General features: G+C 53.7%; 27 protein-coding genes. 12 read left to right on the forward strand and 15 right to left on the reverse strand.

Annotated elements, in window-relative coordinates; all coding sequences use genetic code 11:
- Positions 1-13 precede the first annotated feature (13 nt).
- The 3 genes from ACTRWH_RS04980 to ACTRWH_RS04990 form a co-directional block, all read right to left on the reverse strand.
- The gene (locus ACTRWH_RS04980; RefSeq protein WP_462826010.1) at positions 14-835 is read right to left on the reverse strand and encodes a YciI family protein; all 822 of its coding nucleotides are present in this window, start codon (positions 833-835) and stop codon (positions 14-16) included.
- Positions 836-931: 96 nt separating this feature from the next.
- Entirely contained in the window at positions 932-1,144 is a 213-nt protein-coding gene (locus ACTRWH_RS04985) for a hypothetical protein (protein WP_036202542.1), read from the reverse strand.
- A 42-nt stretch (positions 1,145-1,186) separates the two neighbouring features.
- A complete protein-coding gene (locus ACTRWH_RS04990) occupies positions 1,187-1,801 on the reverse strand; it encodes a class I SAM-dependent methyltransferase (RefSeq protein ID WP_091643306.1) in 615 nt (204 codons plus the stop codon).
- Between the two features lie 129 nt (positions 1,802-1,930).
- On the opposite strand from ACTRWH_RS04990, the gene ACTRWH_RS04995 reads away from it, so the two are divergent.
- From ACTRWH_RS04995 to ACTRWH_RS05005, 3 genes are read left to right on the forward strand one after another with little or no spacing between them, the layout of a single operon-like run.
- On the forward strand, positions 1,931-2,290 hold the full coding sequence (locus ACTRWH_RS04995; RefSeq protein WP_462826011.1) for an NIPSNAP family protein: 360 nt from the start codon (positions 1,931-1,933) through the stop codon (positions 2,288-2,290).
- Between the two features lies 1 nt (position 2,291).
- Positions 2,292-2,639 carry an antibiotic biosynthesis monooxygenase gene (locus tag ACTRWH_RS05000; protein ID WP_462826012.1) on the forward strand — a complete coding sequence of 116 codons (348 nt, stop codon included), beginning with the start codon at positions 2,292-2,294 and terminating at the stop codon, positions 2,637-2,639.
- Positions 2,636-3,337: an ArsR/SmtB family transcription factor gene (locus ACTRWH_RS05005; RefSeq protein WP_286811995.1), complete on the forward strand. Its 702-nt coding sequence runs from the start codon at positions 2,636-2,638 to the stop codon at positions 3,335-3,337. Before ACTRWH_RS05000 ends, ACTRWH_RS05005 begins: the two co-directional genes overlap by 4 nt.
- A gap of 48 nt (positions 3,338-3,385) precedes the next feature.
- Here ACTRWH_RS05005 and ACTRWH_RS05010 read toward each other — a convergent pair whose 3' ends face one another.
- Both ACTRWH_RS05010 and ACTRWH_RS05015 read right to left on the reverse strand, forming a co-directional pair.
- On the reverse strand, positions 3,386-4,018 hold the full coding sequence (locus ACTRWH_RS05010; protein WP_462826013.1) for a glutathione S-transferase N-terminal domain-containing protein: 633 nt from the start codon (positions 4,016-4,018) through the stop codon (positions 3,386-3,388).
- Positions 4,019-4,155: 137 nt separating this feature from the next.
- Positions 4,156-4,278 (reverse strand): hypothetical protein, encoded by a 123-nt coding sequence (locus tag ACTRWH_RS05015; protein ID WP_256713578.1) that lies wholly within the window; start codon positions 4,276-4,278, stop codon positions 4,156-4,158.
- Between the two features lie 183 nt (positions 4,279-4,461).
- Here ACTRWH_RS05015 and ACTRWH_RS05020 point away from each other — a divergent pair, with 183 nt between their 5' ends.
- Both ACTRWH_RS05020 and ACTRWH_RS05025 read left to right on the forward strand, forming a co-directional pair.
- Entirely contained in the window at positions 4,462-4,701 is a 240-nt protein-coding gene (locus ACTRWH_RS05020) for a type II toxin-antitoxin system ParD family antitoxin (protein ID WP_462826015.1), read from the forward strand.
- Positions 4,701-4,997 (forward strand): type II toxin-antitoxin system RelE/ParE family toxin, encoded by a 297-nt coding sequence (locus ACTRWH_RS05025; protein ID WP_462826016.1) that lies wholly within the window; start codon positions 4,701-4,703, stop codon positions 4,995-4,997. The genes ACTRWH_RS05020 and ACTRWH_RS05025 overlap by 1 nt, the downstream gene beginning before the upstream one ends.
- A 17-nt stretch (positions 4,998-5,014) precedes the next feature.
- Here the strand turns inward: ACTRWH_RS05025 and ACTRWH_RS05030 are convergent, their stop codons facing one another.
- Positions 5,015-5,656, reverse strand: coding sequence for a DUF2959 family protein (locus ACTRWH_RS05030; RefSeq protein WP_462826065.1), 642 nt, complete (start codon positions 5,654-5,656; stop codon positions 5,015-5,017).
- Between the two features lie 158 nt (positions 5,657-5,814).
- Positions 5,815-6,900, reverse strand: a complete 1,086-nt coding sequence (locus ACTRWH_RS05035; protein WP_462826017.1) for an aldo/keto reductase — start codon at positions 6,898-6,900, stop codon at positions 5,815-5,817.
- A gap of 169 nt (positions 6,901-7,069) precedes the next feature.
- Here ACTRWH_RS05035 and ACTRWH_RS05040 point away from each other — a divergent pair, with 169 nt between their 5' ends.
- The gene (locus tag ACTRWH_RS05040) at positions 7,070-8,029 is read left to right on the forward strand and encodes an AraC family transcriptional regulator N-terminal domain-containing protein (protein WP_462826018.1); all 960 of its coding nucleotides are present in this window, start codon (positions 7,070-7,072) and stop codon (positions 8,027-8,029) included.
- A 12-nt stretch (positions 8,030-8,041) separates the two neighbouring features.
- On the opposite strand, the gene ACTRWH_RS05045 is transcribed toward ACTRWH_RS05040, so the two are convergent.
- From ACTRWH_RS05045 to ACTRWH_RS05080, 8 genes are all read right to left on the reverse strand, one after another.
- Positions 8,042-8,359: an antibiotic biosynthesis monooxygenase gene (locus ACTRWH_RS05045; RefSeq protein WP_462826019.1), complete on the reverse strand. Its 318-nt coding sequence runs from the start codon at positions 8,357-8,359 to the stop codon at positions 8,042-8,044.
- A gap of 35 nt (positions 8,360-8,394) precedes the next feature.
- Positions 8,395-8,961, reverse strand: coding sequence for a GNAT family N-acetyltransferase (locus ACTRWH_RS05050; protein WP_462826020.1), 567 nt, complete (start codon positions 8,959-8,961; stop codon positions 8,395-8,397).
- Between the two features lie 39 nt (positions 8,962-9,000).
- Positions 9,001-9,624 carry a LysE family transporter gene (locus ACTRWH_RS05055; RefSeq protein WP_462826021.1) on the reverse strand — a complete coding sequence of 208 codons (624 nt, stop codon included), beginning with the start codon at positions 9,622-9,624 and terminating at the stop codon, positions 9,001-9,003.
- Positions 9,614-10,099: a hypothetical protein gene (locus ACTRWH_RS05060; RefSeq protein WP_462826022.1), complete on the reverse strand. Its 486-nt coding sequence runs from the start codon at positions 10,097-10,099 to the stop codon at positions 9,614-9,616. Before ACTRWH_RS05060 ends, ACTRWH_RS05055 begins: the two co-directional genes overlap by 11 nt.
- The gene (locus ACTRWH_RS05065; RefSeq protein WP_462826023.1) at positions 10,087-10,479 is read right to left on the reverse strand and encodes a YciI family protein; all 393 of its coding nucleotides are present in this window, start codon (positions 10,477-10,479) and stop codon (positions 10,087-10,089) included. Before ACTRWH_RS05065 ends, ACTRWH_RS05060 begins: the two co-directional genes overlap by 13 nt.
- 144 nt (positions 10,480-10,623) lie before the next feature.
- On the reverse strand, positions 10,624-10,992 hold the full coding sequence (locus ACTRWH_RS05070) for a glyoxalase superfamily protein (RefSeq protein WP_462826024.1): 369 nt from the start codon (positions 10,990-10,992) through the stop codon (positions 10,624-10,626).
- A gap of 79 nt (positions 10,993-11,071) precedes the next feature.
- Entirely contained in the window at positions 11,072-11,722 is a 651-nt protein-coding gene (locus tag ACTRWH_RS05075) for a LysE family transporter (RefSeq protein ID WP_462826025.1), read from the reverse strand.
- Between the two features lie 168 nt (positions 11,723-11,890).
- Positions 11,891-12,406: a GNAT family N-acetyltransferase gene (locus ACTRWH_RS05080; protein ID WP_462826026.1), complete on the reverse strand. Its 516-nt coding sequence runs from the start codon at positions 12,404-12,406 to the stop codon at positions 11,891-11,893.
- Between the two features lie 194 nt (positions 12,407-12,600).
- Here ACTRWH_RS05080 and ACTRWH_RS05085 point away from each other — a divergent pair, with 194 nt between their 5' ends.
- From ACTRWH_RS05085 to ACTRWH_RS05110, 6 genes are all read left to right on the forward strand, one after another.
- Positions 12,601-14,466, forward strand: coding sequence for a phospholipase effector Tle1 domain-containing protein (locus ACTRWH_RS05085; protein ID WP_462826027.1), 1,866 nt, complete (start codon positions 12,601-12,603; stop codon positions 14,464-14,466).
- A complete protein-coding gene (locus ACTRWH_RS05090; RefSeq protein WP_462826028.1) occupies positions 14,456-15,073 on the forward strand; it encodes a DUF2931 family protein in 618 nt (205 codons plus the stop codon). Before ACTRWH_RS05085 ends, ACTRWH_RS05090 begins: the two co-directional genes overlap by 11 nt.
- A 65-nt stretch (positions 15,074-15,138) precedes the next feature.
- Positions 15,139-15,420 carry a bacteriocin immunity protein gene (locus ACTRWH_RS05095; RefSeq protein ID WP_462826029.1) on the forward strand — a complete coding sequence of 94 codons (282 nt, stop codon included), beginning with the start codon at positions 15,139-15,141 and terminating at the stop codon, positions 15,418-15,420.
- Positions 15,421-15,778: 358 nt separating this feature from the next.
- Entirely contained in the window at positions 15,779-16,825 is a 1,047-nt protein-coding gene (locus ACTRWH_RS05100; protein ID WP_462826030.1) for a DNA (cytosine-5-)-methyltransferase, read from the forward strand.
- Positions 16,826-16,828: 3 nt separating this feature from the next.
- Positions 16,829-19,798, forward strand: coding sequence for an ATP-binding protein (locus ACTRWH_RS05105; RefSeq protein ID WP_462826031.1), 2,970 nt, complete (start codon positions 16,829-16,831; stop codon positions 19,796-19,798).
- Positions 19,788-21,446, forward strand: a complete 1,659-nt coding sequence (locus ACTRWH_RS05110) for a response regulator receiver domain (RefSeq protein ID WP_462826032.1) — start codon at positions 19,788-19,790, stop codon at positions 21,444-21,446. Before ACTRWH_RS05105 ends, ACTRWH_RS05110 begins: the two co-directional genes overlap by 11 nt.
- The last annotated feature ends 118 nt before the right edge of the window (positions 21,447-21,564 follow it).

The raw sequence follows: 21,564 nt of genomic DNA on the forward strand, positions 1-21,564 counted from the left end.
CGGTTGTTGTCATTTACTGGCACTGCTCAAGCCCGCTGCTGATCATCCACTGGACCCCAAATCGATCCTTGGTCATTCCGAAACGATGGGCCCAGAAGGTCTGTTCGAACGGCATGATCTCTGCGCCTCCTTCGGACAGTGCCCGGAAAACCCGCTCCGCCTGCTTGGTATCATCGTATTCAAGGTGGATCTGCGTACCCTGCGGCGCCTGATAACAGTCTCCCGCCATATCCGCCCCCATCAGCCGACGGCCACGGATGTTAAGGGAGGAATGAACAACGCGGTCGTGCATTTCCTTCGGCACATCCTCTGCCGCTGGCGTTTCGCCGTAGGTAATCACGGCTTCCAGAGTGCCGGCGGTGACCTCCGCATAGAATTCCATGGCTTCCCGGCAGTTGCCGCCAAACGCCACGTGCACGTTCATCTCCCGTGGCAGTTTTTCCTGCGAACGATGCTTCTCAAGTGCGGGGCTGGGCGCGAAATCCTCCAGCGTAAAGTAACGGCGTAACTCAAGGGTGACATTGCCGCCAGCATCCTCTTTTGGCCACTGTTTTGCCCAGGCGATGGCGTCTTCGAAGGAATCCACCTCAAGCACACTGTAGCCGGCCAGCAGTTCGCTGGTCTGCTCGAAGGGTCCGTTGACAACAGTTGGCTCACCGTTGCGGAACTGAATGCGGCAGCCTTCGCGGGTGGGCCACAAACCGTCGCCACCGGTAAACACCCCTGCCTGCGTCATACGCTCGTTATAGTCCGCCATCGCCTGCAAGAGGTCGTCCGTGGGCATTACGCCATTCTCGGTGTCCGCATCGGCCTTGCGCATCAGCATGTATTTCATGTCGTCGTTCTCCAGTGATTGTTGGTTGTTTCACTGGTTAGTCGCGTGGGGCGGGACGAAATCGACAGGGGAAGGAAAAATTTTCAGGAACGTCGTTTATTGTGCGTCTTTTGCCTGTTCCGCCGCTCGTTTGTTGTCCCGTGCGGTAAAGCCCCAGCCAACGGCGGCAAGGAGAATCAACCCGGTGATGATTGGTGACACCTCCCCGAACGAGACTACCGCGCCGATGACAGACGCCACGGCTGCAACGGCAGACAGTTTCCAGGAGTAGCCGCTGGTTCCGGACTGTTTTTGAGGTACTTCTGCCATACTAAATCCTCGTTGAGCCAACAGGGTTCTCTGTTGACGGGGTCACTTCCGGGCCACCAAAAACACTGACGACTTACCCGGCTGCCATTCATAATCGATGCTGAACCCTGCCTTGGCCAGCATCGCTACCAGTGATTGCCGGCTAAAGCGGTTCACGAACGGCGCCAACCCCACCGCCTGCATGGCTGGAATCAACAGCCGCCAGAGCACCATCAGTTCACCCACCAGAGCAGTGCTGGAAACAAAAACGCCACCGGGTTTCAGCAGTTCATGAACCCGGGCAATCGCCGTTTCGGGGTTGTCCAGCAGATGGAGAATATTGAGCCCCAGCACCGCATCAAAGGTTTCCGCCTCCAGCGCCAGGCTTTCCAGGGTGCCCTGCTGAAAGCGCACGTTCTCGACACCAGCATCGCGGGCTTTCTGCGTGGCGATGTCCAGCATTTTGCCGGATATGTCGGTCGCAAGAATTTCTTTTACATAGGGCGCATGAACCAGGGCAGTGCTGCCGGTTCCACAGCCGAACTCCAGTACCGACCAGTCTGGCCGGAAATATCCTTGGGTGATGTCGAGTTTTTTCCGGTAGGTTTCCTCGTCCCGCACCGGGCTTTTCGCATATCGGGGTGCGCTCTTGTCCCAGAATTCCTTTGAGGCCTTCATCGTGCAAACGCTCCTGTAAGCAGGCTGTCAGTAAAATCTGTCCCGGATTCACTTCGGTCCACAGCGAAACATTCGCATTGAATTAAGTTGCACAATAGGCGCCTAAACTAACGGTTCAGGAGGCTTTCAATGCCCATCGTTTGCGTCATTCGCTATCAGATAGACCCGTTCCAGAAAGAGCAGTTTAAAGTTTACGCCAAAAACTGGGGTGACATCATTCCACGTTGCGGCGGTGACTTGATCGGCTACTTCCTGCCCTCGGAAGGAACCAACGACATCGCCTGGGGCCTTATCGGGTTTGATTCTCTTGCAAGCTACGAATCGTATCGGTGTCGCCTGAAGGCGGATGAGGCCGGAAAAAGGAACTTTGCGCTCGCTGAATCCCAGCGCTTTATACTACGGGAAGAGCGCAGCTTTGTGGAAGCCGCCGAAGGCACCGTGAATGTACCTTCAACACGTCGTCGCTCCGACTCTGTGGAGGAGATCTAAAATGTTGGCAGTGATATTTGAGTTGGAACCACGCCCGGGTAAAACCGCCGAATATCTCGATGAAGCAGCCGCGTTGGCGCCGCTGTTAGAACAAATAGACGGCTTCATATCCATTGAGCGTTTCGAGAGCCTCACGCACCCTGGCCGGATACTGTCCCTGTCGTTCTGGCGGGATGAAGCCGCCATTGCGCAATGGCGGAACATGGAAGCCCATCGTCACGCCCAGGCAAAAGGACGGAGTGATATCTTTTCCGACTATCGGTTGAGAGTGGCGGACGTTGTCCGGGATTATGGGCTTTCTGATCGATCAGCAGCGCCTAACGATTCAAAGGCTCATCATAACTCGTGAACACGAACGAAATTGCCCGAATAGCGTCACTAGTGGGAGTTCCTGCCCGCGCTACCATGTTGCTGGCACTCATGGATGGCCGTGCGTATACCGCGCATGAGTTGGCGAGAATAGGAGGGGTTTCTCCTCAGACCGCCAGTGGTCACCTGTCGCTTCTGGTTGAGGCGGAGTTGTTGGTGTTGCTGAAACAAGGGCGGCATCGATACCATCGCCTGGCGTCAAGGGAGGTGGCGACAATGCTGGAGGGCATCATGCAGGTCGCCGCGTTGGGCCGGAAACCGCCCAGGGTCGATACCGGTCCACGCGATCCCGGCATGAGGCGGGCAAGGATGTGTTACGACCATCTTGGTGGTCGCCTGGGTGTTGCCGTTGCAGACTATTTGGTGGCAGAGCAAGCCATTGTGCTCGAACCTGATGGGGGCGCTCTAACAGACCGGCTGCAGGCAGCATTGGCGCCCATTGGATTGTCGTTCGGCCAGCCCCAATCTGTTAACTCCGTGTCTTTGTGTCGCCCATGTCTCGACTGGAGCGAGCGCCGGTTTCACATAGCCGGCCCTTTGGGACAGCAAATTTGCAACCACCTGCTCGATAATGACTATCTGCGACGGCGTGAGGCAGGTCGCGAATTAAAAGTGACTGCGAAAGGCGCCACAGCCTTGAGTCGCTGGTTGGGTGCGGAACGCTGGAGTGAGGTGTAATTGTGGCGAAGCGTTTCCGAAGACCGTGGACAATGCCCTTGTTGGCCCTCAGCCGCTGCTCTCCATCGCGGAGAACGCTTCAACGATGGTTGGCGGAGCTGTGGGACGGGAGTACATTGCCTTTAGATAGTCCCGCAACCGCGGAGTGCTCTCAAGCATCTCCTCTGTGTTGGCCCAGTCCAGTGTATATGCCGCGTTGAAATCCGCCACGCTTAGCCGGTCGCCAACCATGAACTCGCGTTCCGACATGTGCCGTTCAAGCACCTCTATCATTTCCAGGCATTCCTGTCTCGCCAGCTCGACATCCTGAGGTATTCGCTTCTCGTCCGGGTAAACGAACGTGTGGCGGGCGATGCGCCACAAAGGTTGTTCGACCTCGGTCACAAGGAAGAACATCCAGCGGTACATCTGTGCCCTGTCTTCCAATGTCTCGGGAATGAATCCGGCCTGAGGGTATTTTTCGGCCAGGTAGAGCTGGATTGCGGCTGATTCAGTTAACACAAGGTTTCCATCCACCAATACCGGCACCCTGGCGGCAGGGTTGAGAGAAAGAAAGTCCTGTTGGTGATGCTCATCCTGCATAAGGTCTACCGGGTGCAGTTCGTGCTCAAGGCCCAGTTCGTTAAGCAGCCAGACAACGCGCAAGGCGCGGGTTGGGGGTGTTCCGTATAATTTCAACATTTCCTGCTCCTCCGATGCGTGGGCACCGTTTGTTCGATGGGTTCTTAATTAAGTCGAACCGGAGCATGTGCAATCGACATCACATTGTAATTTTACCTTTGAGCAATGATTGAAGTTAACGAGTCACTTCCGGGCGATTAGGAAAACCGATCCAGAACCGACCAGTCTGGCCGGAAGTATCCCTGAGTGATCGCCAGTTTCTTACGGTAGGTTTCCTCGTCCCGCACCGGGCTCTTGGCGTAGCGGGGCGTTCCCGGCATCAGACACGAACTTGCCCCCCTTCAATATAGGAGCGCAGCTTTGTGGAGGCCGTCGAAGGCACCTTCGACACTTTGTCGCTCTGACTCTGCGGGTGGCGGTGATAAGGGAGGCATCGCACGGATTGAAATGCACCCCAGTCTAGATCAAAATATACCAATTATTGGTACCAGTGAGGTGTCACGATGCAAAAGAATACCAGCATCACTTTAGGCCAACACTTTGATGCGTTCATTACAGAACAGCTCAAAAATGGCCGATACAGCTCGACCAGCGAAGTTGTACGTGCAGGGTTGCGCTTGCTTGAAGAGTCTGAAACCCGTCTGACAACACTCCGAAAACTAATTAAGGAAGGAGAGGACAGTGGTTTTGAAGACTACTCCTACGATTCATTCATTCAGGAGCTGGATAGCGAAAAACGATAATGCCAAACTTCAAGCTTTCCAGGAAGGCCAAAGCTGATCTTAGATCGATTGCACTTTACACGGAACGTAAATGGGGTCGAGATCAACGAAATCATTACCTCCTTCAGTTCGACCGGTGTTTCCACCTCCTGGGCGAAAACCCGAACCTGGGGCGGGCCTGCCACGAAATCAGCCCTGGCTATCAGCAATACCCTCAGGGCGGCCATATCATTTTTTATCGGTTAGCTGCAGACGGTGCAACTGAAATTATCCGGATCCTTCATAAGCGCATGTTGCCCGAGGGACATTTGCTATAGGGCTTCGTCGCTCTGACTTACTGACGAAAACGCCGGATAAATGCCTCGGATTCCGCAATCGACTGCTCCATATTGCGAATCAGCGCATCCACGTCCTGGCGGATACCCACCAGCTCATTCTCCAGCGAGCCGATCGCCTGGGCGTTCAGATTGTGCTTGAGATACAGCACCTGATCCTGAAATGCCTCCAGTACCGGGTCCATGCGCTCCTCGGCATCGTGCATGCGGCTGATCAACTGGCTGTACTGGGTGCGGGTTTCATCAAGCTGTTGTTCGCTGCTGCGGCGCAGGGAGTCGCTTTCGTATTCACCGAGTTCGTCTTCCCATTCATCGAAGAGGGCTTCTGCAACGTCTTCCACCTTGTCGATACGGTCGCGGACATCTTCCGCGCTGGACTTGCTGTCTTCATAGGCATCGCTGATCTCGGCGTAGCGATCCTTGAGATCGGTATCCGGCGTGTCCACCACGCTCTGGAAGCGTTCAAGGGACGAGCGGAACGTCTCCTGGGCATCGTTCTGGCTGTCTCGGGCATTTTCCACGCGGTCCACCAGGATGTCGCGCTTTTCAAAGCCGAGCTTTTCCATGGTGTTGTAGTACAGCGAGGAGCATCCGCCCAGCAGCACCGCACTGAGCAATACCAGCCAAAGCCGCCGGGTCATGGATGGCATTATTGAACTGGCAGTGACTGGGTGTGGCATAACACATATCTCCGGTTGGGAGGTGGGTAAAAGTCAGGAAAGTGAAGCATGGCGGCGGCCTGCTGACAAGCAGCCACGGACACCTTCCGTGAGCACCGCCAATACTCCCGGGTCGAATATCACGCCTTCATATGCGCCCGATAATCCCCCTGTCGCTCCAGCATCCAGCCCGGATACTCCGTCGGTAGGCGGCTGACCTCATCCAGGGCTGCCAGTTCGTCGGCTGAGAACCGGACCTGCGCTGCCAGGAGATTGTCCCGCAACTGGTCTACCCGCTTGGCCCCGACAATCACACTGGTTACGGCGTTCTGGTGCAGCAGCCAGGCAAGCGCAATCTGAGCCACGCTAACGGGCTGGCCGTCGACCTTCTTGCCGGTGGCGATCTCCCGCATCACGGCGATGACAGCACTGCCACGCTCCCGGTTGACAGGCGGGAAATCAAACTTGGCGCGCCGGCTCTCCTCGGAGGCGTCCGGCCCTTCGTACTTGCCGGAGAGATAGCCGCCTGCCAGCGGGCTCCACACCATCAAGCCGATGTTTTCGGACTCCAGCATGGGGATCACTTCCCGTTCGAGATCCCGGCCCACGAGGGTGTAGTAAGCCTGCAGCGACAGAATCGGGCACAGGCGGCGGGCTCGGGTAATGCCAACGGCTTTCATCACCTGCCAGGCGGCCCAGTTCGACAGGCCAACGTAACGGACGTGGCCGTGCTGCACCAGAGTATTCAGCGCCTCCAAGGTCTCTTCTATCGGCGTGGCCGGGTCGAAGCCGTGGATCTGGTAAAGATCGATGTAGTCGGTTTGCAGTTGCCGCAGGCTGGCATTGCACTCGCTCATGATGTGGCCCCGGGAGGCGCCACGGGCGTTGGGACCTTCGCCCATCGGGCCGAGCACCTTGGTGGCCAGTACGACATCTTCGCGGCGAACGTCCAGATTCTTTAAGGACTGCCCCACGATGCGCTCACTGGCACCACCACCGTACACGTTGGCGGTATCGATAAAGTTGATGCCCGCCTCCAGGGCTGTCTTCATCAGCTCGTCGGCCTGTTCCTGCTGCAACTGGCCGATCAGCCCCCACATGTCGTCCCCGCCGCCGAAGGTCATGGTGCCCAGGCACAGTTCCGATACAAACAGCCCCGAGTTGCCCAGCGTCCGCAGGCGCAGGGGTGCGTCATGGGTGGATTGGGGTAAGTTGGGCGTTGTCATAGCCGATCACCTTTTCGTTATGGATGAACCTGCCGGAGCAGGGCCGTGGGTTCATACTAGGCGACACACGGCCAATCGAGCTGGCGGAAACTCTCAGAGGATTGCACAATCCTCGCAACCTGATATCAGCCCGGGGATGCCCCTGCTGAAGTTCGGCGCCGGACAGTCTATGATCCCATCAGAAAAGGAGATCACCATGACCGCCCAGCCCAACGTCATACCAATGCAACCGGACAACCCATCCCTGAGCCGGCTCCGTGATCTTGTTGAGCAGCAATGGCAGACCCATGGCCCGGAGAGCGCGATAGACGGTTTACGCCTGACCCGCGCCCTGGAGCCCAGCGGCACCATCCGGGCTCTTTATCAGACCTCGTTCTGCATCGTATTGCAGGGGGCCAAGGTAACGGCGGTTGGGGAGTCGGCTTTTCATTATCGCCAGGGCGAGTGCCTGCTGGCGTCCGTCAATGTGCCAGTGAACTCCCGGATCGTGCAGGCCTCCCCCGATAAGCCGTATCTGGCGCTGAGCCTGTCGATTGATCCGGCGATGATTTCCGCGCTGCTGGTGACCCATCCGGAAATGGCGTATCGGGGCCCAAAACAACCGGCACTGGTCACGGCCGGGATGCCGGATGAACTGTACGATCCTGTCATCCGCCTGCTCCGGTTGCTTGATCAACCGGATGACCATGAAGTTCTGGAGCCGCTTGTCCGTCGGGAAATCTGTTGGCGTATATTGCGTTCGCCGCTGGGGCCGGCCCTGCAGCAGATCGGCCTGAAGGACAGCGACACCGCCCGCATTGGCAGGGTAACCGCCTGGATGCAGGCGAACTACCAACAGCCCTTCCGGGTGGCTGAACTGGCGGCAATGGCGAGTATGAGCCCGGCGACCTTCCACCGGCATTTCAAGAGCATCACCCGGTTAACGCCTGTGCAATTCCAGAAGCTGGTGCGTCTGCAGGAAGCCCGGCGACTGCTGTTAAGCGATCAGGAAGTGGCGAGTGTTGGCTACCGGGTCGGCTATGAAAGCCCGTCCCAGTTCAGCCGCGATTACCGCAAACTGTTTGGCGCGCCACCGGGCCGGGACAAGGCCGTGATGCGTTCCAGCGTGGCGATTGAGAGTGGTGTATGAGGGGGTTGCCGGTCAAATACCGTACTCCCGCTCAACCTTCGCAATCCGCACCCGGAAACTGGAATACCATTGCTGATGGCCGAGCCGCTGGGCCTCCTGATGCTCCGCGTTCTGCTTCCAGTTGCGAATAGCCTCAAGGCTTTCCCAGTAGGACACCGTAATGCCCAGCCCCTCCCGGGCGGATTCCATACCCAGGTAGCCGGGTTGTTGTGCCGCTAGTTCAGCCATTCGCTTGGCCATTTCGCCGTAGCCGTTGTCGCCGTCTGTGCGATGGCTGCTGAAAATGACGGCATAGTAGGGAGGAGTAGGAGTGTTGGCGATTTCTGACATGGCGTGCTCCAGGATAAGTCCAGTACAAACGGGTGCTAATGGTTAGGCTTCTCTAATTCCCACTGCTCTCGTTGCAACCGGTAAAGCACATGTGGCCGCAACGGGCTACTCTCGGGCAAACTGGGATGTTCGAACTCGCCACTGTACGTCATGCCGATTCGCTTCATGACACTGCGTGATCGCAGATTGCCAACGGTGGTGAAGGAGACAATTTCAGAAAGCCCCAGCTGTTGAAACCCGACATCCAGGGCACCGCGAGCAGCTTCTGACGCATAGCCCTTTCCCCAGTGAGCGAACGATAGGCGCCAACCAATCTCCACACACGGAGAAAACGGCATCGCCGCAACGGGGACGTGCAGCCCGCAAAAGCCAATAAAGGGCTCGGCGCCCTTGACCTCTACCGCCCAGAACCCCCAGCCACGTTGTTGGATGAGCGAACGAATTTTATCCGCCATTTCGTTGCTTGCTTGCCTACTCAGCGGCTCGGGGAAGAACTCCATAACCTTTGGGTCCGCGTTTAGAGCGGCGAACGGCTCGAGATCACTGTCGCGCCATTGGCGCAAACGTAGTCGTTCGGTCTGAAATTCCAATAATTCTGCCATAACTGGATGAGCCTTACTTCTTACGACGAGCGTTAGAAACTACGAGCGTTGGGACTTGAGCCCAAGTAAGAGTGCTGCACCAATCATTCCCGCCCCTGAAGCTCTCTCGACCCATGCCTGTGTTTTGTTGCTCAATTTGGTCGCGAGCCAGCTCCCGCCTTTACCGTAAGCGCTGAGAAATATCCCGTCGATCACGATGTAGGAAAAACCCAACACGAGAATCTGCGGGAACAGGCTATGAGTAGAGCTTAAAAATTGTGGGAACAGGGCGGCAAAGAATACAACTGCCTTGGGATTGGCAGCGGATGTGATGAAACCACGAGCCCATAAAGCTTTCAAAGATGCCTTCTTGGCAGGTGTCGCTGAACCATGCGCTTTGAAAGAGTTAATGATCTGACGAGTACCTAACCAGACCAAGTAGCTCACGCCGAGCCATTTGATAATGGTGAACCCGTATTTGGAAGCGTTCAAAGCCGCCGCCAAACCAAGCCCCGCCAAGACTATTTGAATAGCATTTGCTGTTAAGTCACCTGCGGCCGTGGCAAGCGACCTCTTAAACCCATTCGACGTGCTTACAGAAAGCATGAGCAGATGGCTTGGCCCCGGTGTACACATGAACAGAAGTACGGTACCAACATACAGAGCCCATGTTTCAATAGTCATTTGAAGTTCCCTCTAATTCAAATATGGCGCGAATATCCTCGAGATCCACTGGACGTGATAGCGCAGATTTATACTGGACCAGATCGTCTTTCAGCATAAGGGGAAGCTCAAGACCCAGCAAAGGTAAGGTCGCGTAGCGAGAAAAATCTATGTCGAGTGGAACCCAGGCCCCGCTGCCTGCATCGAGAATTTTCGCACCGTCAGCGCTCCCTACCTCGACCTTGATACCTTCATACTTGAACTGCACGTAGGTTAGATCCCAGCCTTCCTCCTGCCGGTGAGCTGCGGCTTTGGATATAAACTCCTGGCCGGCTTGAACCACTGACGAAAAGTCCTCACCAGGGACGAAAAGGTCGATGTCATTCAGATCACGCCCAGAGCCATATCCCTTTGCGGCCAGTCCTCCGCAGATCAGAAAGGGGATCTTCCTATCTCTAAGTAACCCCACAATCCATTGGGTTGCTAACTGATGCACGCAGCCTCCGCTTCGCGGATCGCGGGGCAGTAGTCCATCGGACGGAGCTCGATCCCCCAGCCCAACTCCTCGCCCATACGCGCTGCCGGGTGCAGCGAGGCGAGCTTAACTGCTGCGTCGAAGTCCGGCGCTTCGATGATCACCACACCGCCCACGACTTCCTTGGTTTCCGCGAAGGGCCCGTCGGTGACTATCAGTTTGCCGTCCTTGAGGCGCATCGACTTTGAGTCCCAGCTCAGGCTCCCGCCCCATGTGACCTCGCCCGCCGCCTGCATCTCGGCGTCAAAGCTCTTGCACTTCTCCCCAACCTCGGCCAGCTCGTCTTTGCTCATCTGGTTGAATTTTTCTTCGTTTCCGTAGGCCAGCAGCATGTATTTCATGGTGTTTCTCCCAATCGTTGTTTCTTCGAAAACCGTTTATAGGCTTATCTGGTAGTCGCCCGAGTGTTGCGGTTTTCGACAATTGAGCGATTTTCGATGCTGTAAGGAATAAAAACTGTCCCGGTTTTCTCAGGCGCGTCATGGTTATGTAGTCGACGTGCGCTCATTAAACAGAACTCTGTTTGAAAACGGGTCTACCACCTCGAATATCCTGTCGCCCCATGGGGCTGTGGTGATTTCCGGGCGACTGTAGCGGTAGCCACGCGAGGTTATTTCATCGTACAGGCCCTCGAGATCATCCGTGTTCACGAACATTTTGGCGCCGGGCGTGCAGTCCCCTGAGTGCTCGCTGAGGTGAAAAACGAGGTCACCTCTGGAAACCTGCATATAGAGGGGAAAGCCTTCCTCGAAGCGGTGCTCCCAGTCCACCGACATGCCGAGGAACTCTAGATAGAATTCCCTGGCCTTTGCCTCATCAAAAATTCGGATGATTGGGATGGCTTGAAATTGCATTAATGCTCTCCTTGCAGATAATGCGTGCCAGCATGCACGGTTTTTATGGTAGGGAAACCCGGCGAGAAGAAGTCGCTTCTTAACTTTGCTGCATGGTCGACGTGAACGCAGCAGCGCCAAATAACGCGCCACCGCCCAGCTTGTTCAGCCGTTTTCGGGCCTGGAAGTTTTGAATCCTGTAACGCACAACGCCTGCGAAGAGCGCAAACGATGTGATGGTTATGGAGACCACACCCAGGAACGTCACCATCAAGATCAGCAGCTGCGGCATCGCCGCGACGTTGGGATTAACGAACTGGGGGAGGAAGGCCACGAAAAAGACGATATCTTTTGGGTTCAGAGCGGTCACCAGAAACGAGGACTTGAACAGATTCACTTTTGAAATATCCGGCACGGAGATCGGCGACAAACCATGCTCAGGCACTTCTCGCCATGTCTTGATGCCAAGGTAGATCAGATAACCAACACCGAACCATTTAAGAATCAGGAACAGCGTCGCGGACGTTGCCAGAACGGCACCCAGCCCGATCAACGACAACGTCATCGCCACAAAATCTCCGAGCAACACACCGGAAACCAATGGCATAACCGATCTTCTGCCGTGGCTGATGGCCTGGCCAAGCACCAAAATCACGGTTGGCCCGGGAATGATCGCAAAGATAAAAACAACAGATACAAAGGTCACCCATATTTCGAGAGTCATAACGTATCCTTGGGTTTCTGGCGGCAAAGAGACCGAACCGGCTCAATGCGACAAATGCGACCTCTTCGACAAACCGTAGTGCCAGAGCACAGAAACGAAGTGGGCGTTGTTGTTCATGATTAGAAAGTTATACGACCGGTGCGCGCGCGTCCAATCCACTGCTCGCTTCCTTAAGGCCGGTAAAGGCTATGTGGCTCAGGCGCTTGCCGTACGGCGTTTGCGGTAGATAAGAACGTCCCAGCCGCGGTACTTGGTACGGGTATCAATCCTGAACCCCACCTTCTCCGCCACACCAGCAGAAACCACATGGCGGGTTGCGATGATCGCTATGATCGAGTCAATGTGACAGTGCGAGAAGCCGTACTCCAACGCCGCCTCCGCAGCCTCTGACGCCAGGCCTTGCCCCCATACGCTTGGTGCAAGGCGATAGCCGACCTCTATTTCCTGAGCGCCATCAAGATCTACGTGGCTCAACCCGCAAAACCCAATAATCGCCCCGGAAAGACGATCAACAATGGCCCACTGACCAAAACCATGATCCCGGTAAGAGTCCAGGCACCAGTCGATAAACTGCCGGGTATCATCCTCGGTGCATGGCCCATTGGTCGAAAACTCCATGACCTTCGGATCACCAATAATCTCCGCGAGTGCGCCAACATCTTCCGATGAAAACTCGCGCAGTAACAATCTGGGTGTTTCAGCTATGACCATGCGTCTGTCCTTGATGCATTTTGTGTATGACGCCCGCAGCCAGAGAAGGCTCTCGTGCTGGGTTGGCCCGCGAGCACTTACATGTACTACCCGCAATGTTATGAAGTATCCAGCATGCTATATTCACGGACTGCTAGATATAGTTAAACACCGGGTAGCCAGGAGGCAACCTGTAAGAGAAAGGAATTCTCACCATGAGCAAGCTCATCACCGCCTGCGTAGGCGATACGCACGTTTGCCCGATCCCAGGGCACGGTTCTTCCCCCATCCTGCCAAATGGCTGCAGTATTTTCGCTGACGGCAAACCCGTTGCCCGAGTGGGCGATGCCACGGGCTGTGGCGCCATGATCACCCAGGGATACCCAATGGCCTTTGCCGATGGCATGCCCGTGGCGTATCTCAGAAGCCCCACCAACCACGGCGGTTCGATCGTGAGTGGTAATCCGAGGGTTATTCTTGGCGTTGCCACCACCGCCGCGCCAGTTGTGGATTTTGCGGTAGCGGGAGCCCTGGATGACAAGGGCCAACTTACGCCAACGGCAAAAGACCTGCTGGACAAAGACCCACAGGAATTTGTGCGCCGGGCAGCGCAGAAGGGCGCGTTGATTGACGAAGGGTTGCCTGACAAATCACCGGATGATTCGCCCGAAGAAGAGGGTCGTCCCAAAATTCGGGTGGAAGCAGGCATCTTTTTTGATGGCACCGGCAACAACCGCAACAACACCCAAACCTACCAACGACAAATGGATGAATGCCTGACGGCCAATGCTGCTGGAGCAATGTCGGAGGAAGAATGCAGTAGTGAGCTGTCGCAGATCATGGAGGGCAGTTATCTCAATGCCGAGACCAACGTCTCCAAGCTTGAGCGACTTTACCAGCAGGGCCAGTTCCAAAATGATGAATGGGAAAAAGTACACCAAACTGCCACTTATATATCCGGTGTAGGCACAAAAGCCGGAGACCCCGATGACGGCCCGAGTATGGGGCTGGGGCTTGGTGAGCAGGGCGTACTCAAGAAAATCGACAAGGGATGCGGAGAACTGGCGTTTGAAATCGGCAACTCCGTCGCGGACCTAATCGATGAATTGGTCCTTGATGTGTTTGGCTTCAGCCGTGGAGCCGCAACGGCGCGCCACTTCGTTAGCAGGGAGGTCGATGAGAATGGAGCACTGGCCAAAGCTTTCACGCGTGAGGGTATTCCCTGGCCGAAGAAAATCACTGTTCGATTCCTAGGCTTGTTCGATACCGTTGCAGGCGTTTCCGACCTGGGCAACCTCGACTTCTCGGCCCATGACGAGAGAACCGGCCGTATCAACGTCAATTTAAGGCCGGAACAAGTTCAGCGCGCGGTTCAGTTTGTGGCTCGCGATGAGCGACGGCACAATTTCTCCCTGAACAGCCTGCGGAGTAAATCCGGCAACCTGCCCGAACACTTCAGCGAGTGGGTATTGCCGGGGGTACATTCCGACATCGGTGGAGGCTATCCGGATCGTTTCCAGGAACGTATCGAAGTTCGCCCACCCCTAGTTGTCAGGGGTAAAGACCGTCGCAATCCAGAAGCGAGCTTCGAATTCTCGCGCATGTTGCAGGAACGCGCGCTCGTAAAAAATGAGGGATGGATTGGGCCTCTGAACCCACTTGCCACGCTGGAAATCGAAAAGGAGCGTCCACCTGGTCTGCCCGGAGGTGACATTACTCTGCGTCTATGGCTGAATCGTGAGGTCCGGGGAGAGTACTCGCGTATCCCCTTGTATCTGATGCATAAGCTGGCTGTGAATGAGGGGGTTCCCCTGCAGTCTATTAACCCTGATGTGGAAGGTCTTTCCTTGCCAGACGAATTAATGCCTATAGCCAGGAATCTTGCTGCTCACGTCTGGCATGGTAATGAGTTGCTGATGACGCAGGAGTCTAAAGCTTTACTAAAGCAACGGTACATCCATCATTCCGATCATTACCTGAGGATGGGCCCGCTGTACCCCTTCAGACCCGCCAAGAACGGTCGTCGCGCGATTCATCCGAACAAGGGACAGTGGATTGAAGGGGAATATCATGAGTATTAAGAATCTCGCAGTCAGCTTATGCCTCCTGATACTTCTGGGGTGTTCGGAGCAAACAGAATCGGAAGGGCCAATGCATGGCCCGAATTCCATTTATCGGAGTATCTCCATTGTCGTGCCGAAACACTATGATGCGTGGGTAGAGACCCTAATCCTCGAGTCTGTCTCAGGGGACATTGGTTGGCGTGCGCCCATTGGTATCGTTACATGCTGCTGGGAGGATCCGTCTGGCAAGAATGCAGAATGGCAGGCTATGCCAGGACTGCTACTAATAAAGTGGTTTTCGTTTGCGGAGCAACAATCCTATAGAGCGTTGATACGACTTGAAAATGCGCGCGAAATTGAAGAAAAAATGAAGGAAGTAGCATCTTTCGAGCGTTATGGCGAGATTGTTGACCGCCCCCGGTACAACCTTGTTTTTGGCTTGGCACCGGGCGGGGCTGTGGTTGTGTGGATCATGAACCGTGCGGAAAATGCTATTGAGGTTGGGCGGTACGAAGCCGAGCCTTACAACAACGAAGAGTCGGACTATTCTCAGTGGGTAGACGAATACATGGAGAGAGAGGGCGAGTATCTCAGAGAACATGGGATCAAACTGGACGGTTGGTAGGCATTACGTCTGACTTACCCCGGCGCCCGAGAATCACATCCGAAGATACCCCAGTAGCAATTACCATGCAGCTTAAAAACCAATTCGGTGATTACACGGAATCCGAGTTTCTTGGTCTGTTGAGCGACATAGTTGAGGTGAATGGACCGGAGGAGTATCAGGATCAGTTGCTGGAGCACTTTATCCAGGTTACGGAACACCCGCTAGGTTCTGATTTGATCTATTACCCAGAGAATCCGGCTGATGCAACGCCAGAGCGAATTCTCGAAATCGTCAAGGAATGGCGCACCCGGAACGGACTGTCCGGTTTCGAAGATCAAGACTGCCCGGCCATTTCCGTTATCTGAGTGATGGGTTAGGTCCCGTATTCACGCTCATCAGGTGACGAGAAGCACGGAGGGGGCGGGCCGCTAGCCAACTGCCTCGGTCCTTTTCGTTGGATGCCGGTTATCCATTACACCCCAAATACAGACGCACAGCCCCTATTTTCGGTCAGATAGTCTTGTTCTACAGGAGGCATCCCGATACCTTATTTGTTAGACTGAAAAAACCGTAAATTGGCGTGTTAATATATGACCACGTTTGCAGCACCATCTGAGGATTCCAATTGCCGCCTTACCCTCAAAACGCTTTAGCCGCCAAGCTCGCGCAACATTCAGCCCGTTCGAATCCGGCAGCATTAGACATTTGATGAAACCAAAAATAATGAGCATTGACGTTTTCGATTTTTTCTCGGGATGTGGGGGCACCAGCAAGGGGTTCGAGCTTGCTGGCATGCGGCCTGTTTTTGCACTGGACTTCGACGAAGGCTCTTCAAAGACCTTCATAGAAAACTTTCCAGAAGTCGAATTTAGCCTGTCTGACATCAAGAATTTTGACTCGGATATTGTCGGCGATCTGATTAATCGAGACAACGCAACACTGTTCTGTGGTTGTGCTCCTTGCCAGCCGTTCACAAAGCAAAATACACGAAAGCCAGAAGGCGCAACTGACCCAAGGCGCTCACTTCTTGCCAAGTTTGGTGATCTTGTTGAGGCTTATCTTCCAGACTATGTATTTGTAGAGAATGTGCCCGGCATGCAGAGAGTGTCGGGCAGCAGCACATTAAATCGGTTCTCGAACAAATTAAAGCGGCTTGGCTATGATGCCGAAATTGGAATTGTGGAATCCCAGAACTACGGAGTACCGCAGAGGCGTAGACGCTTGGTTCTTCTTGCCTCGAGGCATGGAAAAATTACATTCCCTAGTGCAAGCAACGGAGTTGAGCGTGGAAAACCGTATAGCACGGTTCGTGACTGGATTTCTGGCTTCCCGCCGATCGCTGCGGGAGAGACGCATCCAGATATACCAAACCATCAAGCCGCAAATCTGTCCGAATTGAACCTGAAACGGATTATGGCAACGCCGCCGGAAGGCTCCAGATCGGATTGGCCCGAGGAACTTCGTTTAGATTGCCACAAAGATGGCTACTCTGGACATACTGACGTATACGGTCGCATGAGGTGGGACGGACCAGCGACAGGGCTAACGACCCGTTGCATCAGCCTGTCGAACGGTCGATTTGGGCATCCGGTTCAACATCGAGCGATAAGTATCAGGGAAGCAGCCTCAATTCAGACTTTTCCAGAAGATTTCAAGTTTTTCGGCTCATTGGTCTCGCAAGCCAAACAAATCGGAAACGCGGTTCCCGTCCAGCTTGCAAAGGCATTCGGTAGTCAAATTGTTGCCCATGCCGGCCAACGTGTGGGGTAGAGTATGGCCAAATTCCAGACCAGAGCCCGAACCGTTGACATGCTCGGGCGCCAGCAGATTGCAAACGTCTCGACTGCTATCAGTGAACTCTTTAAGAATGCTCACGACGCTTATGCTGAAAATGCCGAAGTAGATTATTTCAGGTCGGACAATTTACTTGTAATTCGCGACAACGGCGTTGGGATGACCCCTGATGAGTTTGAAAGCAGGTGGCTCGTCCTGGGAACCGAGAGTAAATATGCTCCCCAAGGCTCGAAAGCCGACTCATACCGCCCCTCTGGCAAGCCTGAGCGCGCCATCATGGGTGAAAAGGGGATTGGGCGCTTGGCAATCGCGTTGCTTGGCCGCCAAGTGCTCATTCTTTCGCGTGCAGAACGTCACGGGAAACAGCACGACCTTGTAATGTGTTTCATACACTGGGAACTGTTCGAAATATCAGGTGTGAATCTTGAGGAAATTGAGATACCAACAAAGACTATCCCCGGCGGCCAGCTCCCCACATCGGATGATGTCGATGAGTTAATCGAACAGGTCAGAAACAACGTAACCACACTATCTCACAAGGCCGAGAAGGCCCAAATAGACAGAATAAATAGGGATATCTCGGACTTTCAAGTTGATCCCAGCGATTTAGAAGAGTTTCTCGGAGGACTTAGTCTCAACGACAATCAGCCAGGGACACATTTCTTTGTCGCGCCAGCCGACGAAGGTATTGCACTTGAGGTTGAACGCGAACGTAACCAAGGAAAGAAGGATTTCACCAAATTTCTTCTTGGGTTCTCGAACGATGTGTTTCGAGAGGTTCCCCCGCCTCCAATTGAAACCGCATTCCGCTATTGGCCAAGCGATAGCACGTATGACGATTTGATTGGCCATGGTGAATTTTTTACGCACGATGATCTTAACACTGCGGATCACAGGATCAGCGGACGGTTCGACGAATTCGGCCAGTTTAGAGGTGATATCCGAATATACGATGAAGAATTTACCGATCATGTCATTCCGTGGGCGTCAGGACAGGGGCAGTACACCAGATGTGGCCCTTTTGAAGTTGAGTTTGGTTATGTTATGGGCGTTCAGCGCGAGACAAGTCTGCCACCGGAAGAGTGGAGAAGAATAACATCTAAGCTCGACAAAATTGGTGGTGTATATGTATATCGAGACCGAATTCGCATCCTGCCGTATGGTAACTCAGACGTTGACTGGCTGAATATTGAAGAGCGTCGCACGAAAGGCGCTTCCTACTATTTCTTTTCCCATCGGAGAATATTTGGAGCAGTCAAACTCACAAGAGAAGAGAATGGTTTACTGCATGAGAAAGCAGGCCGTGAAGGCTTTCAACAGGACAAGGCATACAGGCAGTTAAAGGATATTCTCGAGAACCTATTTTTGCAGCTCGCAGCTGACTTTTTCAGGGAAAGCGGAGATTTCTCTGAATATTACAGTGACCAACGCGCTGAGTTGGAGCGGTTAGAACTTGCTCGTCGGAAAAGAGAGAAGCAAGTATCAACGAAGCGGAAGAACATTGCAGCTGATCTGGAAAGCTTTTTTGATCGGGTAAATGCCGGCCTGCCTGAAACTGAGTTGTCGAATCTGAAAGAGACTATCAACCAGCGTATGGAATCGGCGTCCAGGATGAAGGACCCCGACCTAGCGTCGTCTGCTCTGCTGGATGCAGAGAGAGAGGCAAACCGCCTGCTCGCGGAAATTCGTGAGAGCTATCGTTTGTCCAAGCCTCGGGGAGTTGGTCTCTCAAAGGCGCTTCAACGGGAGTGGAACGCCTACTCATCCGAAGTCCAAAGGCTCGACCAAGAGGTCTTCAGCCCATTTTCGCATGAGGTATCGCAGACTCTCGGCGCCGTGGCCAAAGAGGCAAAGCTTTATGTGGATCAGCGGAAAAGGCTGGGCGCTCTGATTAAGCAGCAGGCAGAAAGCGGCAAGAAATTGGTTACGCAGGAAGCAGGCGAAGTCAGAAGCTCAGCTGAAGAAACGCGCTCTTCGGCCTTAAAATTTGCCCGAAACGCGATCAGGGATATGCAAGATACTATTTCTGGCGTCGAAGTTGATTTTGCGCAGCGGGATCTTGTAGGGCTTTCCGAAAACGAACTCGAAAGGCTCCGTGATAGCTTCGAGGGACGAATCGAAGCTGTAGGCAGGAAAAATCGAGAGACGCTCTCCAAAATTCGTGACATGCTCACCGCGATTTCCAGTAATATTGCACACGGCGCAGATATCGCGGATTCCGATATGGTTGAAGCTATGGATCAAGAGCTTCAGGAACTGAGAGAGCAGTCAGACTCAGATGCGGATATGGTTCAACTTGGTCTTGCAGTAGCAATTATCAACCATGAATTTGAATCTGCAATCAAGGGCGTAAGAAGATCGCTGCGGGAACTTCGCCCATGGGCAAGCTCCAACGACGAGTTGGCTGGTCTTTACCAAGACATTCGTAATAACTTTGACCACTTGGATGGGCATCTCAATTTATTCACGCCACTACAGCGGCGACTTTATCGAAAAGCAATACCGATAAAGGGCTCTGACATAAGCCACTATCTACGAACACTCTTTGAAGTCCGCTTTAAACGACATGATATAGAGATGTCGGCGACTGAAGCATTTCTTTCCGCTGAAGTAACAAGCTTTCCGTCAACCCTATACCCCGTTTTTGTAAATATTATCGACAATGCAATATTCTGGCTAACAGATTTGAAAGGTGAAAAGCGTATTGAGCTTGACGCCAATGATCAAGGGTTTTTGATCAGGAACAACGGTCCCGCAATAGGTGAACGTGATCGGCTGGCTATCTTTGAGCAAGGCTTCACCAGAAAGCCAGGTGGTCGAGGTTTAGGGCTGTTTATCTCTAGAAAGGCCTTGCGGAAGGAAGGGATGGACATCGAGGTTTTACCTAACCCCGATAAAATCGGGGCGGTTATGATGATAAAGTGGCCGGAGGACGACGATGCTTCCTGAAAGCGTTGAAAGATATTCGAGGCACGCGGCAGAGATGTTTATTCAGACCGCAGTCTTCGTCGATGACAGAATCTACGAGCAACAATCGAAAACCTCTGGTGATACCAAGAAAGTCGTCACTCCTAAGACTCGTAAAAAAGCTATCAGAAGCGCGAACGAAGCAAAGCCAGTTCAGGAAGTGGAAGTTGGCGAAGCAGATAGCTTGCCAGACGCTCGTGATATCGTAACGAGCTTTGCGAAGAAGCAAATCGTTTGCTCTCTTTATCAGCCGAAGGAGGCGGCAAAATACTCGCCGGAGTCCGACATATTCCCGCTCTGTCGCGCAGCAGATGTCGTCATTCTAGACTGGGATCTTTTTGGTGATGGCGGGAAGCGGGCAATAGAGCTGGCTAACGGTTTGGTAACACAGGCAGCCAAAGATGTTCCCGAACAGCTTAGACTGATACTTGTATACACGCAGGAGACCAATCTTTTCGAGGTCGCGAACCAGCTCTACGAAAAAATTAACGCCAGTATCGGTGAGGCCATTGAACCTCGGCCCGAGGACGGTGGTCTGGCATTTCACACTGAGAATAGTCGAGTGGTCGTTTTAGGAAAGCCAGGTCGCACTCGCGCACAAGATCAAGAGGCCTTTGTCGTTAATGAACGTGATCTTGCGGATGCCGCAGTGAAGGAGTTTGCTAGACTGGCTTCCGGCCTTCTTCACGCGGCGACCTTGCTAGGTCTTTCAGAGATAAGAAACAATAGTCGAAAGATTCTCTCTAAGTTCAATAGTGAATTGGATCCGGGGTTCCTCACCCACCTTTCAATGTCTCTTCCCGAGGAGGATGCATCATCACATGTCATCCCGTTGCTTGTATCGGAAATCGAGTCTGTTCTTGAAGATGCGCTGCCCAAACCACTAGTACCCAAGAAACTGTTGCTGGACTGGTGTGAAAATGTTTGGGAACCCGGTGAGCACTTGGAGGGCATTTTCAACAAGAGAGGTGTGGATTATAGGAAGATAGCAAAACTGCTATGCACCAAGGGATTCAAGGAAGCCAGGGCTACGGAGGACTCAACGCCCAATCCCGACGCAGAGAAGAGAAAGAATAAGAACACTAGAAAGGCGGCACAGGTCTTTCTGCCTTCGGCGACTTCGGACGCTAACCAACGCTTCTCCCACCTGATGTCGAGTCGGACATTTTATGGCGATAAGGACAAAACCCTAAAACTGGGTAGTATCATTCACCAAAAAGAGGAAGATATCTATTTTCTCTGTATCCAGCCCATTTGCGATAGTGTGCGTTTGCGGAAGGAGCGAGTTTTCGTATTCGTTCGGATGGAACAAGGTGGCAGAGGTGATGGTGATGATGCATCCCACGTAATCATCCGGTCAGATGGTACTGTTCAGGAGCTCGTCTTCCAGCCTAAGTCCTACCTCTGCTTTACTTCCGTATTTTCACCGGACGGTACAGCCCAAGAAATCGTTGCGAAACCTGACGACCAAGGAGCCCCATTCTTTGAAAGCATAGACGGGAAAAGGTTCTACTGGGTTGACCAGCTTAGGACTTCTCACGCGCAGAGAGCCGTTGAACGCTTTGCAAGTGATTTGTCGCGGGTCGGTCTAACTGAAGCAGAATGGCTAAGGCGGTTGGACAGAAGTTAACGAGGTCCATGTCTGTCAAAAGCTGTGTCAAGGCCTAACCCAAAATTTCCAAATAGGAGAGTTGTTGCATTTTTCTATACTAAACTCGGGCCTACGGCACGGTTTGTAGGTATCCACT

Source organism: Marinobacter sp. G5_S1_61_S3, from assembly GCF_054968585.1.

What these genes read in the sequence shown, in the direction of transcription:
- ACTRWH_RS04980 (WP_462826010.1), bottom strand. Translation starts at nt 835, where the DNA reads ATGAAATACATGCTGATGCGCAAGGCCGATGCGGACACCGAGAATGGC.
- ACTRWH_RS04985 (WP_036202542.1), bottom strand. Translation starts at nt 1,144, where the DNA reads ATGGCAGAAGTACCTCAAAAACAGTCCGGAACCAGCGGCTACTCCTGG.
- ACTRWH_RS04990 (WP_091643306.1), bottom strand. Translation starts at nt 1,801, where the DNA reads ATGAAGGCCTCAAAGGAATTCTGGGACAAGAGCGCACCCCGATATGCG.
- ACTRWH_RS04995 (WP_462826011.1), top strand. Translation starts at nt 1,931, where the DNA reads ATGCCCATCGTTTGCGTCATTCGCTATCAGATAGACCCGTTCCAGAAA.
- ACTRWH_RS05000 (WP_462826012.1), top strand. Translation starts at nt 2,292, where the DNA reads ATGTTGGCAGTGATATTTGAGTTGGAACCACGCCCGGGTAAAACCGCC.
- ACTRWH_RS05010 (WP_462826013.1), bottom strand. Translation starts at nt 4,018, where the DNA reads ATGTTGAAATTATACGGAACACCCCCAACCCGCGCCTTGCGCGTTGTC.
- ACTRWH_RS05015 (WP_256713578.1), bottom strand. Translation starts at nt 4,278, where the DNA reads ATGCCGGGAACGCCCCGCTACGCCAAGAGCCCGGTGCGGGACGAGGAA.
- ACTRWH_RS05020 (WP_462826015.1), top strand. Translation starts at nt 4,462, where the DNA reads ATGCAAAAGAATACCAGCATCACTTTAGGCCAACACTTTGATGCGTTC.
- ACTRWH_RS05025 (WP_462826016.1), top strand. Translation starts at nt 4,701, where the DNA reads ATGCCAAACTTCAAGCTTTCCAGGAAGGCCAAAGCTGATCTTAGATCG.
- ACTRWH_RS05030 (WP_462826065.1), bottom strand. Translation starts at nt 5,656, where the DNA reads ATGACCCGGCGGCTTTGGCTGGTATTGCTCAGTGCGGTGCTGCTGGGC.
- ACTRWH_RS05035 (WP_462826017.1), bottom strand. Translation starts at nt 6,900, where the DNA reads ATGACAACGCCCAACTTACCCCAATCCACCCATGACGCACCCCTGCGC.
- ACTRWH_RS05040 (WP_462826018.1), top strand. Translation starts at nt 7,070, where the DNA reads ATGATCCCATCAGAAAAGGAGATCACCATGACCGCCCAGCCCAACGTC.
- ACTRWH_RS05045 (WP_462826019.1), bottom strand. Translation starts at nt 8,359, where the DNA reads ATGTCAGAAATCGCCAACACTCCTACTCCTCCCTACTATGCCGTCATT.
- ACTRWH_RS05050 (WP_462826020.1), bottom strand. Translation starts at nt 8,961, where the DNA reads ATGGCAGAATTATTGGAATTTCAGACCGAACGACTACGTTTGCGCCAA.
- ACTRWH_RS05055 (WP_462826021.1), bottom strand. Translation starts at nt 9,624, where the DNA reads ATGACTATTGAAACATGGGCTCTGTATGTTGGTACCGTACTTCTGTTC.
- ACTRWH_RS05065 (WP_462826023.1), bottom strand. Translation starts at nt 10,479, where the DNA reads ATGAAATACATGCTGCTGGCCTACGGAAACGAAGAAAAATTCAACCAG.
- ACTRWH_RS05070 (WP_462826024.1), bottom strand. Translation starts at nt 10,992, where the DNA reads ATGCAATTTCAAGCCATCCCAATCATCCGAATTTTTGATGAGGCAAAG.
- ACTRWH_RS05080 (WP_462826026.1), bottom strand. Translation starts at nt 12,406, where the DNA reads ATGGTCATAGCTGAAACACCCAGATTGTTACTGCGCGAGTTTTCATCG.
- ACTRWH_RS05085 (WP_462826027.1), top strand. Translation starts at nt 12,601, where the DNA reads ATGAGCAAGCTCATCACCGCCTGCGTAGGCGATACGCACGTTTGCCCG.
- ACTRWH_RS05090 (WP_462826028.1), top strand. Translation starts at nt 14,456, where the DNA reads ATGAGTATTAAGAATCTCGCAGTCAGCTTATGCCTCCTGATACTTCTG.
- ACTRWH_RS05095 (WP_462826029.1), top strand. Translation starts at nt 15,139, where the DNA reads ATGCAGCTTAAAAACCAATTCGGTGATTACACGGAATCCGAGTTTCTT.
- ACTRWH_RS05100 (WP_462826030.1), top strand. Translation starts at nt 15,779, where the DNA reads ATGAGCATTGACGTTTTCGATTTTTTCTCGGGATGTGGGGGCACCAGC.
- ACTRWH_RS05105 (WP_462826031.1), top strand. Translation starts at nt 16,829, where the DNA reads ATGGCCAAATTCCAGACCAGAGCCCGAACCGTTGACATGCTCGGGCGC.
- ACTRWH_RS05110 (WP_462826032.1), top strand. Translation starts at nt 19,788, where the DNA reads ATGCTTCCTGAAAGCGTTGAAAGATATTCGAGGCACGCGGCAGAGATG.